Raw genomic sequence first — 15,723 nt, 5'->3', positions numbered from 1 at the left:
GTGCATGCGCGCTACGGCGCCAAGCATTCTTTCAAACTGCGCGCATTGGCACGCATAAGTTCTTCGTAGGAGTTGACGTCGCTGTCAAAAGCGTCGCCGTAAATCTTGCACACCTTAATATCGAGGCGTTTAGCGATTTCCACCAGATCGGTGGCGTGGGCAGGCAGATTCGGTTCGAGGAACACTGCCGGCACATGCAGATTTTGCAAGGTTTTCGTCAGGGCAATGAGATCCCGCGCAGATGGTTCAATCGCCGGATTCGGGGTGATAAAGCCCGCCACGTCAATTCCATAGGCTTTACCTAGATAGGCATAGCCATCATGGGTTGTCACCAGGTGCCGACGTTCCGGCGGAATGGATTGGATGGTTGCCCTAACCTCCTCGTCAAGCTGCGACAAGGTAGCCAAATAGGCGTCAGCATTAGCACTGTATTCAGCAGCTCCTTCCGGATCAACCGAAATCAAGGAATCGCGAATGAGCTTGACGTAGGCAATGGCGTTGGAGACGTCATGCCACAGGTGCGGATCAATCTCTCCGTGGACGTGCTTGCCCAAAACCGCCTGCGGCAACATGTACGTCTGCGTGCCAGGCCGGCCAAGGAAACGAAAATCGGCGCTGGCAGGGATTTCCTGGAGTGCTTTCGAGGGCACAACCACAACCGTCTTTGCCGGATCGTAGCTCGTCGCCACGGACGCGGGCGCTGCTGCCGTTGATTCCATTGAATCGCCGTGCAACACAATCGATTTGTTGTTCAGATCGACGGAGACGTCCTCGTGCCCATGATCGAGCAAGGTCTTACCGGCTGGCGGATTTACTCCCACCGCAAACGTAATCGTCGATTGGGCAATATCAATGGGTTTTTCAGTCCGATCAACGACGAGTTGGGCAGCAAAATCCATCTCATAGATTCCCGGCTCGGAAAACGACCAGGATAAATGCGTATGGGCATCTACGGGCAAGGTGGCAGTATCCGACTCATATCCGTCAGAAGCATCAAAACCGTCAGCCGAGTTCATCATGATATCTGGCTGGCCAAACGTGGTCGTCAAAAATGCCGCCGCATCTCCTGGCCCGCGCACATCGCGAACCGATAGTCGAACCTCGGAGGCACGATTTGCCCCTAAGTTTGCGCCGTTCCCAATAACGCGCATTCCCAGCCAGATGGTATCGAGCGATACATCTTCAACAAGTGGAATGAGGTTTGCTCCATAGCGGGCAGCGTCCTCCGCGAGGGTAATCACTGGCACGCCATCGCGCACATTCGCATCCACCGCACGGATGAGCGAGTGCTCTTCAAGCAGCATGTAGTTCGTCAGCGCTAAATCAGCATTGGCGATATTGCGCACGTCGCGCAGCGTCGGCTCATAGGTGTGGGGATCGGCGCCCGAGGGCATCAGTGATGTTACTCGGGCGCGATTCCCAGCTACGTGACGTGCCAGGTCAGCAATAATTGGCGTGGTGGCAACCACGTCGGTAATGCCGTCATCGCGCTGCGGTATAGCCTGAGAGGCACAGCCGCTTAATGCCAGCGCGAGTGAACCAATTACTGCTATTCCTCGGATACGTCTAGAAAGCACGTACCACTACCTTTTCTACCGCACCACGGTAACGCAGCATACCGATACCGAGAACGGCTAGGCCGATCGCTAAAACAGCTAACGGGCCGGTCATTGAGTTAGCGCCAGTGCTCGGCATTCCGGCAGCGCCGCCCTTGATTCCAGCGGCTTTGAGATCAACCGCCGTAGGCTGGCAGGGCTTGCCGTCAGCAGTCTGCCATACCGTCTTTGAACCAGCCGCACCGACTTCTGGGCCCAGATCGAAGTGCCCTTCCGTCACGTTGCCGGAACCTCCGACAATGAAGGTCACTACGGTTGATCCAGAGAGCTTTGCTCCTGAGCTGGTTGTCGTCGTCATGGTAATACCGACGCGATAGGTACCAGGCTGGGTGAACACCCAGTTGGGGTGGACGTGGGTATTGCGCGGGATGGTAATAGAGCCACTTCCTGAGCCGTTACTTGCGCTAAACCAGCGCTGACCGACGATGGTACCGAAGTTACCGGAGGTGTACACCTCCATTGCGCCCGGGCCCGAGAAGGACGACAGCGTGAAAGTAGTCGTGCCGGTCGTCTTGGTCAGCAGGCTTTCCGATTGCGTATTTGCGCCCAGCCACGGAACTCCGCGCTGTTGCGTCGAGCTAATCATCCATACCTTTGTATTGGCAGGGATGTTGCCAATATTGCTCGGGGTCGTTGCCTGTGCGGTATCCGTTAGCCCGAAGGTTAGCTCCTTGGGATCACGCCACACCGCCGGAACGCTCCGATCATCTTTCACGCGCGGCAAGAGTGTATCCGACCCAGCGCCACCGACCTGCTTGGGGAAACAGGTAGCAGCGGGAGCTGGATTCGCCTGTGGCGCAGGCTGCAAGGGCGCCGGGGTGTTTGCTGCCGGAGCCGGAGCAGCAGGAGCCGGCTGCGGGGCCGGATTAGGCTGTGGTTGCGGGGCGGGGTTCGGCTGCGGATTTGGAGCCGGCTGCGGCTTCGGATCTGGCTGTGGAGCTGGATCCGGGGTGGGTTGTGGCGCTGGGTTCGGCTGCGGGTTTGCTTCCTTACCCACCGTCCAGGTGTAGGTCGCAGTATTAGATTCAACGTCCTTACCATTTAGCTCGCCATGCGCTTTAACCGTCATGGTGTAGGTGCCCTCTTTGGTGAATAACCAGTGGGCATGGGTGTGAGCTGGCTGCTGCTGGACGATCTTATCCCCACTTTCCAGCGTGTAGCCGTTATCGGCGAGGATCGGGCGAATGCCGCCTAGAGTCTGGTTCGTAAACAGATAGATCTTTCCCGGGCCAGTGACGTTCACGAAGTCAATGTTGATCGTGTTATACCCTGCTTTGGCAACGCCCAGCGTATCCCATCCGGGCCAGACGAGGTTCGGGTTTTGCGTCAGTGGGAGATAGTATCCTGGCTCGCCAATTTCCGGCAGAGAGGCGCTCTCTTCCGTCCAGGCTTCCGGCTTGACGTGCAAAATGACGGATTGTGGATCACGCTGGACATGCAGGCCCGTAACATCTTCTTTCAGGTTGAGTACCAATGCCCCGTTGTCATCCGAGATGACGTTAAAGGCATCGACGTGACCAGAGTCGATAATGAGCTTGTCAGCAGCGTGTGCCGTCTGTGTAAACATCGCGAGTAGTAACGCAGAACAGAGCGCTACTGCGCCGCTCAATCGCGGAGACTTCCTGAATAGCGTGTGCACAGCGGGCCTTTCTAGCTATATGTTTCATGCCATGCAGCCCTCATCGCAGATTAGGCACCTGCCCATACGGTGAGAACCATTCTCACATACTAGTGAGATTGATTCTCATGGTCAAAGGATTTCAGCGTCTAATACTTCACAGCGCATAAGAAAACCGGCCCGCTAACGCGGGCCGGTTCACTATTCGCTACGTTTTACAACGTTAGCCAGATCAATTACTTGGTGTAACCGATGTTCTCAACCGGAAGAGACTCGAACGCCGTCGAACCGTAGTTCGCCAAGTTCGCCGGAATAGCGGTGATGTTCGCACGGTAGTAGAGCGGAACGTTCATAACGTTCTCCCACACCAACTTATCCGCTTCGTTGGTCAGCGCGCGACGCTTCTCAACGTCGGTTTCCTTCGCGACTTCACCCACGAGCTTGTCGATCTCCGGAACGTCCAAGCCGGTGAAGTTGGAGTTGACCAATTCGCCCTTCTCATCGAAGGGGTTGCCGTAGATCTGGCCAATGTTTGCCATCGGGTACGGGGTGCCATTCCATGCGAATGCGGTTACTTCATATTCGCCACCAATAACCTTGGAGAAGAACTTCTTGCTCTCGATGTCGGTGTATTCGACCTTAACGCCGATTTCCTTCATCATATCGGTGAGCATAGCGCCTTCGTTTGCCGAGGTCGGAACGTCTGGGATACGCAGGAACTTGAAGCCCAGGGTCTTGCCGTCCTTCTCGTAGTAGCCAGCAGCGTTGAGCTTGTAGCCGAGAGCCTCAAGATCCTTCTTTGCGCCCTCTGGATCGTACTTGACAGAGTTATCCTCGTAACCAGGCTGATCTGGCATGAAGAAGTGATTACCCAAGTGCATGTTCATCTCTGCAGACGGCAAACCTGCCAAATCCGAAGCGGTGATGTCCTTGGTGTCAATGCCCTTGAGAATGGCCTGGCGAACCTTCTTATCCTTGAGTGCTTCTGCACGGGAGTTGAAGGTCAGGTGACGCCACTGCACCGAGGTGGACATCTTGATTGCACCATCGTCGCGTCCCTTTGCGGTCGCATAGGTGGAAGAATCGACGATCATGTCGAGCACATCAAGTTCCTTGTTGGCGTAAGCCTGAGCCTTAGCTTCCGGCTTCAGAATCGAGATGGTCACCGTGTCAAGCTTTGCCTTGGGACCCCACCAGTTCGGGTTGCGCTCCAAGGTGATGACGTTGGTAGCCGGATCGCCCTTGGTGATATGGAACGGACCAGTACCAAACTTCTCCGAAGCAACAGCATCGAGCCAGCCGGTATCGAAGGTTGCCTGATCGGACAAACCAGCAGCCGGACCAACCGTGGAGAAGTTCGCGGACCAATCCGGGTACTTCTCGGAGTACTTGGCCACAACTTCAAATTCATTAGCACCGGGTTCGATGGAGGAAATCTGCTTCCAACCATCGTCAGATGCACAGGTAACACCCTCTACCTGGTGCGAGCATGCCTTCCAGGTAGCAATGTAATCGTTAACGGTAATCGGCGTACCCGAGTTCCACTTTGCCGACGGGTTGAGCTTGAGCTTAACAACCATAGCGGCATCGCCTTCGCCCTTGTCGTTGAACTCGTAAGACTCAACGTAGTTCTTGTTCGGCTCGAACGAACCACCATCTTTGGAGTAAAGCCAGTTCATCGGGGAAACAAAAGCAGCCAAAGTGGAAGCAATATCAACCGTGTTGCCATCCACGTGGAACGGATTAAACTGCTCCGGATACGCATCGAAGGCGAGCTTCAACGTGCCGCCATCCTGGAGCTCAGCCGGATCAACCTTATTGTAATCGGAAACGGGCAGTTCCTTGCTCGATTCGGAGCTGCCACCCTTACCACCTTCGGAGCCGCCCTTAGAGCCCGAGCAACCGCTCAGAGCCAAAGCTCCGACAGCGAGCAGAGCAAAGCCTGCTTTCATCTTTCGCATATCTGTCCTCCTCTAGGACCCCACTTTCACCGGACATGTGAAAGTACATGACTTTTAGGTTAGTAAACTTCCGATTTTCAGCAAAGCTCCATCCGCGCCGTTATCGAAGTGTTATCGTCGGTTCGCCAAATTTTGGTGAGATAGCAAACAAAAAAGCGGGGAGCTAGCTCGATTTCATCATCGGCTAACTCCCCGGCTCTTCCCTTAGAAAACGTTGATTTCTCGCGGGAAATAACACGCTACCTTGTGATCCGGACCCTCGGTAACAAAATCCGGATGTGCACTATCGCACTGACCCCGATCTGCCTCCCCAAGCGTCTCATAAACTGGACACCTGGAAGCAAAACGGCAACCTTTTGGCGGGTTTGCTGGCGAAGGCAAATCGCCTTGGAGCAAGATTCGGTTGCGGTTACGTTCCTTGACCGGATCCGGAATCGGAATAGCCGAAAGCAGAGCTTGCGTGTACGGGTGACGCGGCGATTCGAATACCGAATCCACATCGCCGACCTCAACCAGCTTGCCGAGGTACATCACTGCTACCCGATCCGCGATGTGGCGGATCACCGAAAGATCGTGGGCAACAAACAGGTAGGACAAGTTCAGCTTTGCCCGCAGCTCATCTAGCAGGTTAATAACGCCAGCTTGGATGGAAACGTCCAAAGCAGAAACCGGCTCATCAAGCACCAGTAACTTCGGCTGAACTGCCAAGGCACGCGCGATACCAATACGCTGGCGCTGACCGCCTGAGAAGTTGCGCGGATACCGATTGACGTGAGCAGGCTCTAGACCCACCATCTCCATCAGTTCTTTAACGCGCGGCTCAATATCCGCTTTCTTCCACCCCGCATACTTCAAAGGCTCGGCAATAATATCGAACACCGGCATACGCGGATCGAGGGAAGCCATCGGATCTTGGAATACGACCTGGAGATCTGTGCGCACCCGCTTGCGATCAGCTTTCGTCATATTCTCGGTATTTTCGCCAAGAACGACGATCTTTCCTTCCAGCGGCTTGACCAGGTTAAGCACTTCCATCAGGGTGGTCGTCTTACCGGAACCAGATTCACCGACCAAACCCAGGGTTTCACCGGCACGAATATCTAACGAAATGCCATCGACAGCATGTACCGTTCCCACCTGATGGCGGAATACCGAGCCTTTCATCAGCGGGAAATGCTTCTTCATGTTCTCAATGCGCAGTACCTCTTCGCGTTCTTCACGCGTCGTACCGTCAAAGGGCGGAAGGATCGCATCGGGCAGCGGATAAATATCAATGTACTTCTTCGATTCATCACGAATCTCATGCGCACGGATACATGCCACCTGGTGCGGCACCCCCGGAGAGTCATTCTTAACTTGCGTCAGCTCCGGCTCGCCATCCAAACATTCCCGCACTGCAACTGGGCAGCGGGCAGCGAAAGGGCATCCTGTCTGCTCATAAAGCATTGAAGGCGGATTGCCTTCCACCACGGCAAGCTGGGTTTCTTTGCGCGAATCCAAACGCGGCAAGGAACCAAGCAGACCAATCGTGTACGGCATTGCCGAGTGATAGAAAATCTCGTCTACTGATCCGCGTTCCACCACACGACCGGCGTACATCACCGCAACTTTATCAGCGATACCAGCAACCACACCGAGATCGTGGGTAATCATAATGACGGCAGCACCCGTCTCCCGCTGCGCTTTGCGCAATACATCGAGAATCTGCGCCTGAATCGTCACATCCAAAGCAGTCGTCGGCTCATCAGCAATAATTAAATCTGGATTGTTGGCAATAGCCATAGCGATCATGGCTCGTTGGCGCATACCACCAGAAAACTCGTGTGGGAAAGCCCGAACGCGGATCTCTGGATTCGGGATACCAACCGTATCGAGTAGCTCAATTGCACGCTTACGGGCGTCCTCATCGGAGATCTTAGAATGCGCCTGCAAGGCCTCGATGATCTGATCGCCAATGGTGTACACAGGAGTCAATGCCGAAAGCGGATCCTGGAAAACCATCGCAATCGTCTTGCCACGGATCTTCGACATGTACGAATCGCGCTTGCCTAAGATCTCCGTGCCGTAGACCTTTACCGATCCTTCGATCCGGGCCGAAGGATCAAGCAATCCCATAATAGACATTGAGGTTACGGACTTACCCGAGCCGGATTCACCCACGATACCGAGCACTTCACCGGCATTCACCGACAGGTTTACGCCGCGCACCGCATGTACGATGCCATCTTCAGAGGGGAAACGAACGTGCAGATCGGTTACCTCAACAACCGGCACACCTGGCTTCGGCTCCGGTAACGGATCATTGTGCTCACGCGAACGGGTTTTCTTCATCGTCGTCTTCTTCGTTTCGGTGGTTTCCTTACCTGCCATTATGCTTTGCCTCCCCCAGCTTTCGAGGACGGATCCAATGCATCGCGCAGACCGTCACCCACGAAGTTCACAGATACCAGCATGACGACGAGCACGAGTGCTGGTGGGAGGAACAACCACGGATGCGTCAGCGCAGCAGATTGCCCTAAACCAATGAGCGAGCCCAGTGACACCTGCGGATCCTTCACACCAAATCCGAAGTAGGACAGTGACGTCTCTGACAACACGGCTGAGGCCACGCCCAAGGTGAAATCAATAATCAACAGCGAGGAGATATTCGGCAAGATATGGCGCGTAATGATCGTGTACGACGGAACGGACATATACTTCGCAGCCGAAACATAATCCAGCGATTTGACCGCCATCGTCAGCGAGCGAACCACACGAGCGGTAAGCATCCAGCCAAAACCAGCCAGTAGCAAAACGAACAAGAACACGCCCGACTTTTGCGTACCAAAGCGGTTAGAAATAATAGCGATCATCAAGAAGGACGGCACGACGAGCATCAAATCAATAATCCAGGTGGCAACCCGATCAATCCACCCGCCGAAGTACGCCGCTGCAGAGCCAAATAGCGCTGCCCATCCCGTCTGGATCAAGGCCACCGCGAAGCCGATAACAATGGACTTACGCAGACCTTCCAGCGTCATTGCAAACATATCGCGACCGCGCTTATCGGTACCAAACCAATGCACCGAATCCGGTTCAACGAGATAGACACCTCGGTCACGTTCCATGAATGACCAGTGAGAGAACATTGGACCGAAGATCGCCAATGCCAAAATCAAAATCAGACCGATAACGCCCAGGACAGCCGTGCGGTTACGCCAGAATCGGCGTGCCACGATCTGCCGACGTGAGTAACGCTTCATCTTGGCATTGCGCTGGGTTACCTGGTTTGCGAGTTCTTGACGAACTGCTTCCAATTGCGTTGCATCCGCCATCGGGGATAGCTGCTTGTGTACGACAAGCTCTTCTTCAGGAGTGCTGTGTGCCATTAGGAAACCCTCACTCTCGGATCGACGGCTGCAATCAAAACATCAGAGAGGAATGCTCCACTCAAGGTTGCGACGCCCGAGAAGGCGACGACCGCCACTGTGCCACTGATATCTTGCTGCTGGATCGTATTCACGCCATAGATACCCATGCCTTCCCAGCCAAAGACCTGTTCGGTGACGGCGGCACCGAGCACGAGGCCGGTGATACCGAAGGCGAAGTAGGTCGCGATCGGGATGAGCGAGGTGCGTAGCGCATGCTTGCGGATCGCAGTGCTAAAGCGCAGGCCCTTGGCACGCGCCGTGCGCACATAATCCGCGCCCAACGTATCGAGCATGAGGTTGCGCTGATAGCGCGAGTACGTTGCCAAGCCGCCAGCCGAAATTGCAATCGTCGGCAGCAACAAGTGCTGGAGTCGATTCAGAAGCTGCGGGAAGAAACCGTCTGGCGGAATAGCCGAGATCGGCCCAATGAACTCAAAGAATTTGATGTCGAAGGTGGTATTGATCCACACCGCCATCATCTGCAAACACACCGCAATAACCATTGACGGCGTGGAGATAATAAGCATCGCAACGATCGTGATAATGCGATCCGGGATGGAGTACTGGTGAACAGCCGCCCACGCACCGATGGACACGCCACCGACAATGCCGATGAAGAAACCCAGGAACACGAGCTGGAGGGAAAGCAAAATACGGTTAGAGACTTGCTCATTAACCGAAGCACCCAGTGGGGAGGTTCCCCAATCCCAATGACCAAATACCATTCCCAGCCAATTGGTGTAGCGCTCAAGAATTGGCATTTGCGGATTGATATTCCATCCGTTCAACCGCGCATCAACCGATTGGACAACCTCAAGATAGGTTTTGTTGCCCATCTTGGTCAGCTCGTTTTCAATCAGCATTGACCGCGGATCTAGCTGAGTACCAGCTAGGAAGTACGCAATAGTCACTGCAACTGCCAGTAGAATCACATAATTCAGCAGTCGCCGTAAAAGATATTTTGTCATGCGAGGCTTTCTCCCGTTCGACACCCGGCGCCTCGCTGGACGTTCGGATGTCGGTCTGTGTCTAGATGCAATAGATATAGTCTCTTCTGCTGTGGAAGTCTATACCGGAACGGAATTCGATTGCACTTCAGTAAGACTATTTTTACTAATTCTTTGCTCAAGATCACCTATTCACCAAATCCATTGGGCAAGTATCACATTTCGAGACTCGAATTCATTTACCCGTGCGAACTAGGCTAATTACCGTGCGTATCGTGAATCTTCTTGCCGACGGACCCCAGGATTATATGACGATAGATCGTCTCCAACGTTACCTCCATCACGAGGTATCCCGTCATCGCGAACCAGATACCTTGATCGTCTGGGAGGCTGATCACGTCTTTACGGCCGGACGCCGAACTGCCGACGCCGATATTCCCCATACCGATCTCCCCGTCATCCGTATGGATCGTGGCGGTTCTGTAACGTATCACGGCCCTGGTCAACTCGTTATCTACCCCATCGTTTCCGTCCAGCCACCAGCAGATGTTGTACGTTTTGTTCGCCGTACTGAAGAGGCCATCATGGCGGCGCTACGCCTCGGCTACCAGCTTGATACCGCCCAAGTTGCCGGCCGTTCCGGCGTATGGATACTGCAAAAGCAGCAGCAAGACGCGAAAATCTGTGCTATCGGAATAAAATTCGCAGACAATACCACCATGCATGGGATGGCCTTGAACGTCAGCACTGATCTAGCTCATTTCCAGCGAATTATTCCGTGTGGGCTAGCCGACGCAGGCGTCACTTCCCTGGCACAACTCGGAATATCGACCTCACTTACGGCTGCCGCCGAGTATCTCATCCCACAGCTATCTCAGGCCTACGCCCCGCTCCAACAGCGAACGCACGAGGATCTGACAATCGCCTCGCCGCAATCTATCTCACAATTATGGGCGGCCGCTCACCGTCATCCGCTCAATCTTCCTAACGCCACCGGCACGCCCTGGCATCCGCATACCGTTTCTGACTATCGGGAGGAACAATGACTATGGACCCGCGCACCGCGCAAACTCCCACCCCTGGCTCGCGCCCACTGTTACGCATTGAACAACGCAACGCCCAAACCCCCATCGAGAACAAGCCCTCATGGATCAAAACAACCGCAACCGTCGGCAAAGAATACGAAGATATGCGCAACCGCGTGAACGCCGCCTCGCTGCACACGGTATGCAAGGAAGCCAATTGCCCAAATATCTACGAGTGCTGGGAGGATCGGGAAGCGTCATTCCTTATCGGTGGCGATATTTGTACCCGACGTTGCGATTTCTGCTTTATTAAGACCGGCAAGCCCACCTCCTACGACACCGACGAACCACGCCGGATCGCCGAATCAGTGCGGGAAATGAAGCTCAATTACGCCACCATTACCGGAGTGACCCGCGACGATCTGGCCGATGGGGCCTCCTGGTTGTATGCCGAAACCTGCCGACTTATCCATCAGACCTGCCCGAATACTGGCGTTGAGCTCCTCATTGACGATATGCGCGGTGGCGCACCGGCCTTGGTTCAAGTATTTGAATCGCGCCCCGAGGTGCTTGCCCACAATCTCGAAACCGTTCCTCGTATCTTCAAAAAGATTCGACCAGCTTTCCGATACGATCGCTCACTTGATCTGATCGCTTTTGCCTCCGAGCACGATCTCATCACCAAATCCAATCTCATCCTCGGCATGGGAGAAACGACCGACGAGATTATCGCCGCTATGCAGGATTTACGCGAGGCTGGTTGCGATATTCTCACCATCACGCAGTATCTACGCCCCTCTGCTTTCCATCACCCTATTGATCGGTGGGTCAAACCAGAAGAGTTCGTGGAGCTGTCGAAGATCGGATACGAGATGGGATTTGCCGGTATTATGGCCGGCCCCTTGGTGCGCTCTTCATATCGTTCCGGTGCGTTATGGGCGCGGGCCATGCGGCACAAGGGCTGGCCGATTCCTCAGCATCTGAACGCCGTCGGAGGGGACGCAGATAAACCGTTGATTGCTCGTCAAGAAGCGCGCAATATCATTAACCGCGGTTGCTGAATCATTAATCGCGGTTACTAAAACAGGAGGGTTAGTTTTCCTCATCCCGACGTTTTACGGTAGTACCCAACCCGTACATGGAAAGGTGAGGAAAACTTCCTGTAGCGTTTCTCGCTACTGCCTGACCTAATACCCCGAGAAATAGCTGTCTACTATTTATTAGCGTCCCGTTATTGGAGGCTCTGCTCATTTTCGGCGCTCAGCTCGGCAAACATTCGCCGGATCTGCTGACGATCAGGTTTGCCACCGGAATTCGTCGGGAAATTATCTACCACCATCATCACACGCGGCACCTTGTATCGAGCGAGCGAGCGCAATGCATATTCTTGAACCTCGGCAAGGGACGGAATAGCACTACCTGTTTCCATGACGAATACCGCCGCAACAGTTTCTCCCCAGCGCTCATCCGGCACGCCAAGAACAACACAGTCACGCACCCCAGGCATGGCGAGCAGGACCTCTTGGATCTCTTCGGCGTTAATCTTTATTCCGCCGGAAATAATCACATTCGAGATTCGGCCCGTCACCCACATCATGCCGGCCTCGTCCACCCGGACCAAATCCCCAGTATGCAACCACGACCCCGAAAAATGAGCGGCTGAGGCTTCGTCGTTATGCCAATACGATCCGACCACGCTTGGCCCGCGCACCCACAGCTCCCCTTCTGAGCTAAGTTCTCCAGTATCATCAACAACTTTGGCTTCAATATAGGCAAAGGGGCGCCCGATAGATCCGGCATAATCCGGCAAATACTCTGCAGGCAGATACGTGCCAGAAGCAGCGATCTCCGTCATCCCCCACACCGTTAACGGCTCAAATCCCCGTCGAGCTAATTCCTGCAATAGTGGCGCGGGAACCGGAGCACCCCCTAATAACGCCAGACGGAATACCGGCAGATGCGCCCGATCGAATTCCGGAATCTGTAGCAGCTCCCGCCACATCGTTGGCACACCAAACATGACGGAAACACGATGGCGAGCTAGTGACTCCACCAATGCTGGCGGATCAAATTCTCGACAGATGACGAGGGTGCCACCATGTGAAAAAAGATCTAAGGTTGCCCCATTAAAACCACCGATATGGGTCATGGGCGCGGCCACGGCAATGGTATCCCGCGAGCTGTATTCAAATCCCTCCCGGAAATTGCGCGAGGCCCACCATAAGTGCTCGTGGCTAAGTTCAACGGCCTTATGCACCCCAGCCGAACCCGAGGTCAGGAAGATAACCGCCGGCCCTTCTGGATAATTGCGCGAGTTGAGCGCCGAAGCGCCCGCCGGATCAATCGTAATGAATCGTCCGGTATGAGCCTCAATAGCAGCAGACCACGAGTAAAATCCTGCCGCAATTGCCTGCGCGGTAGCTGGCGACTGCTCATCGTCATCAATGACGAAATGCATGAGCGTTCCGCTTGATTCAAAAGGCCCACCATCGGCCAGTTCTGCCTCCAGGATGACCACTCGCGGGGCACAGAAATCAATAATGCGCTGATGATCGCTGCGGGTAAGCCGGTAAGAAATCGGTACAAACACTGCGCCGAGACGCGCGCACCCAGCATGTAACAGCATGTGGTACGGCGAATTGTGCGAGATCAGCATGACCCGATCACCTTGGCATACCCCAACTGAGGCCAGCAATTGCGCGATCTTTCGGCTCGTAATAGCCGCCTCACGGACGCTGATCTCTCGCGATCCGTAGTGAATCGCGATGCGTTGCGGGTGAGCATGGGCCGCGCGGTCAAGCGCGTGGGCCGCGTTAAAGATCGGCTTCTTAGACACCTGCCCAGTACCCTTCTAGGGCGCGAGATAGATCAAGAATGTCAGAAAAGGCCGATAGCTCACGGGCGGCATGCATCGATAGCAGCGGCACCCCGACGTCAACCGTCGTTATTCCGAGTCGGGTGGCTGTAATGTGCCCGATAGTCGATCCGCATGAGACGTCGTTGTGCGAAACGAATTCTTGGCTGGCAATCTGCGCCCAATAACACGCGCGCAACCATAGCGCACTGCCTTGAGATTCAGTGGCATAGCGCTGGCTGGCATTAATCTTCAGCATCGGGCCGCTGCCCAAGACTGGCTGATGCTCAGGGTCGTGCTTTTGCGGGCGGTTGGGGTTGATACTATGGCCCGCGTCGGCGGAAATGCATGACGATAGCGCCATCATCCGCACAAACCGCTCATCCCCATGATCCTGCGGATATAAGTGGACGGCTAGGCGACGCAAAACCGATTCTAGGAAGGGGCCCGCCGCACCTGCAAAGGTTTCTGATCCGACTTCTTCATGATCGAAGGCGACGAAAATCTGAATATCGTGCGACGATTCGCTGGAGGATTGCCCTAAGAACGCGCGCAAAGCGGCATAAACCGAGGATAAATTATCCTGCCGAGCACCTGCCACGAAATCCGTCCCATCTGGACCGCCGAATTGGCGCGGCGCACTAGCTTCATAGGCAAAGAGATCGCCTGCCGCAACGCGCTGCGGGTCAACCTCGGCCTGTGCGCAGATGTATTCCATAATGTCATGTTCTCCGCAAGCCCAGATTGGCTTGTAATCGCGCTGCGCAGAGAGCTTGAGGGTGGAGTTCTGTTCGCGATCTAAATGCGGGGCCAACTGCGGGATGACCATACACGGATCAGTACGAACTAAATGGGTCGTCCCGTCAATCTCCGTTAATAATCCAGCGATCCCCAGATCGCGGTTGAGCCAGGAGTTAAGGAGCGGGCCACCGTAGACTTCCACGGCAACCTGGCTGAATCCATAGGCACTTGCCGATACCGGTTTGAGGCGAAAAGTAGGAGAATCTGTGTGCGATCCAACAATACGAAATCCGGTGTAATCGGTGACTTCTGATATTCGCCAGGCAATGACTGATCCACCGCGTTGAATATATCCTCGATCATGCCCCGCCCAGGCTTCGCACTCGTCTTGCTGGGTATATCCTGCATTTGCAAGCTGGCGAGTTAGTACATCAGCAGCGTGGAATGACGTCGGTGATTGGGAAAGAAAAGACAAATATTCACTTACCTGGTTACACACGCCTTTCAGTCTAGGACCGATAACCGTGATTGTCGATTGCCGACTAATAGCGATTGACTCTCATTATCAAATTAAGTAGGCGACCCGCCTATCAAACCTTCAGACGCCCTGCCCTATACCTCTCACCCAACCCAAGGTTTCCGTCTACCCAACTTACGCAGAACCTGATTACCCAGGAAGAATCGACATATGAGGACGCACTACACGAGCCAATATAAGAAATCAGCATAAGAACTCTACAGAATCCTATGACGAGAGCTCTACGAGACCTAAGGGTGTAGCGAGTGCCCAGACCCGCCGCGGATCTAAACCCCACTACCCTCAGCCACAGCCAACGTCAGTTCATTCCATATTTGGCAGGTAATAAATAGAACTATACTCATCGCCTCAACAGGCGCGCCCTTCAACAAAACAATAGCCAGCAGCATTAACAAAAAGCACCGACGGCAAGGTATCGACACCCCACAGCCACACATCAACAACTAGCTTGCACGCAACAGCTACCTAGCTCACCCAGTGCGTCGTTAACGTATATTAATTTCGCTCTGCACCCATATCGCGCACAAAAGCACGCTGCGCCGGATTCTCAATAGATCCTTCGTCGTAATGTTCCTTGACGAAATCAATCGCTTCTTGCGGATCCATTCCATCCATCACACCGATAATTGCGAGCGCGGTTCCAGTGCGCCCCACTCCGCCACCACACACGATTTCCACTCGCTCATGGGCAGCTCGCTGCCACGCATCGCGCAACACATCGCGCGCATGGGAGGCACGACGCGGGAGGCGATAATCCGGCCAATCAATCGTGATCGTCTGCGCCGCATCCCCCGTAACCCCAGGGCGACCATATTTCGATCCAACCCCAGTGGTCAGGACGATACACAGGGAAGCATGTTCATCAACCGGCGTGCGCCATGACCGCCCACGGATACGACGCCCGGAAGGAAATTCGACAACACCAGGGCCATGCTCCCACTGTTTCATCTATATCCCTCCGGCTTAGGCTTACCTACTTAACGCCTTTTACCGTACCAACCGAGCAATTGCCA

Annotated in this window: 11 protein-coding genes; 2 read left to right on the top strand and 9 right to left on the bottom strand. The window is 54.5% G+C overall.

Annotated elements, in window-relative coordinates; translation table 11 throughout:
* Positions 1-11 precede the first annotated feature (11 nt).
* The 6 genes from ACLHIJ_RS01755 to ACLHIJ_RS01730 all read right to left on the bottom strand — a co-directional run bounded on the left by ACLHIJ_RS01755 (position 12) and on the right by ACLHIJ_RS01730 (position 9,573).
* Positions 12-1,577, bottom strand: coding sequence for an anchored repeat ABC transporter, substrate-binding protein (locus ACLHIJ_RS01755; RefSeq protein WP_411295862.1), 1,566 nt, complete (start codon positions 1,575-1,577; stop codon positions 12-14).
* Positions 1,567-3,183 carry a TIGR03773 family transporter-associated surface protein gene (locus ACLHIJ_RS01750; RefSeq protein WP_411295863.1) on the bottom strand — a complete coding sequence of 539 codons (1,617 nt, stop codon included), beginning with the start codon at positions 3,181-3,183 and terminating at the stop codon, positions 1,567-1,569. Before ACLHIJ_RS01750 ends, ACLHIJ_RS01755 begins: the two co-directional genes overlap by 11 nt.
* A gap of 287 nt (positions 3,184-3,470) precedes the next feature.
* Positions 3,471-5,195, bottom strand: a complete 1,725-nt coding sequence (locus ACLHIJ_RS01745) for an ABC transporter family substrate-binding protein (RefSeq protein WP_411295864.1) — start codon at positions 5,193-5,195, stop codon at positions 3,471-3,473.
* Between the two features lie 204 nt (positions 5,196-5,399).
* On the bottom strand, positions 5,400-7,565 hold the full coding sequence (locus ACLHIJ_RS01740) for a dipeptide ABC transporter ATP-binding protein (RefSeq protein WP_411295865.1): 2,166 nt from the start codon (positions 7,563-7,565) through the stop codon (positions 5,400-5,402).
* A complete protein-coding gene (locus ACLHIJ_RS01735) occupies positions 7,565-8,563 on the bottom strand; it encodes an ABC transporter permease (protein WP_411295866.1) in 999 nt (332 codons plus the stop codon). The genes ACLHIJ_RS01740 and ACLHIJ_RS01735 overlap by 1 nt, the downstream gene beginning before the upstream one ends.
* A complete protein-coding gene (locus ACLHIJ_RS01730) occupies positions 8,563-9,573 on the bottom strand; it encodes an ABC transporter permease (RefSeq protein WP_411295867.1) in 1,011 nt (336 codons plus the stop codon). Before ACLHIJ_RS01730 ends, ACLHIJ_RS01735 begins: the two co-directional genes overlap by 1 nt.
* A gap of 245 nt (positions 9,574-9,818) precedes the next feature.
* Between ACLHIJ_RS01730 and lipB the strand changes: the two genes are divergently transcribed.
* Both lipB and ACLHIJ_RS01720 read left to right on the top strand, forming a co-directional pair.
* Positions 9,819-10,598: a lipoyl(octanoyl) transferase LipB gene (gene lipB, locus ACLHIJ_RS01725; RefSeq protein WP_411298343.1), complete on the top strand. Its 780-nt coding sequence runs from the start codon at positions 9,819-9,821 to the stop codon at positions 10,596-10,598.
* Positions 10,595-11,638, top strand: a complete 1,044-nt coding sequence (locus ACLHIJ_RS01720) for a lipoyl synthase (RefSeq protein WP_411295869.1) — start codon at positions 10,595-10,597, stop codon at positions 11,636-11,638. Before lipB ends, ACLHIJ_RS01720 begins: the two co-directional genes overlap by 4 nt.
* A gap of 170 nt (positions 11,639-11,808) precedes the next feature.
* Here ACLHIJ_RS01720 and ACLHIJ_RS01715 read toward each other — a convergent pair whose 3' ends face one another.
* From ACLHIJ_RS01715 to ACLHIJ_RS01705, 3 genes are all read right to left on the bottom strand, one after another.
* Positions 11,809-13,413 (bottom strand): class I adenylate-forming enzyme family protein, encoded by a 1,605-nt coding sequence (locus tag ACLHIJ_RS01715; RefSeq protein ID WP_411298342.1) that lies wholly within the window; start codon positions 13,411-13,413, stop codon positions 11,809-11,811.
* Positions 13,406-14,671, bottom strand: coding sequence for a M18 family aminopeptidase (locus tag ACLHIJ_RS01710; RefSeq protein ID WP_411295871.1), 1,266 nt, complete (start codon positions 14,669-14,671; stop codon positions 13,406-13,408). The genes ACLHIJ_RS01715 and ACLHIJ_RS01710 overlap by 8 nt, the downstream gene beginning before the upstream one ends.
* Before the next feature lie 534 nt (positions 14,672-15,205).
* Positions 15,206-15,658, bottom strand: coding sequence for a protein-tyrosine phosphatase family protein (locus tag ACLHIJ_RS01705; protein WP_411295872.1), 453 nt, complete (start codon positions 15,656-15,658; stop codon positions 15,206-15,208).
* Between the last annotated feature and the right edge of the window lie 65 nt (positions 15,659-15,723).

The sequence above is a fragment of the Trueperella sp. LYQ141 genome, assembly GCF_046599555.1.
GTDB lineage: Bacteria > Actinomycetota > Actinomycetes > Actinomycetales > Actinomycetaceae > Trueperella.
The sequence above is the reverse complement of the archived record's forward strand: the minus strand, read 5'-3'. Positions and strand labels throughout refer to the sequence as shown.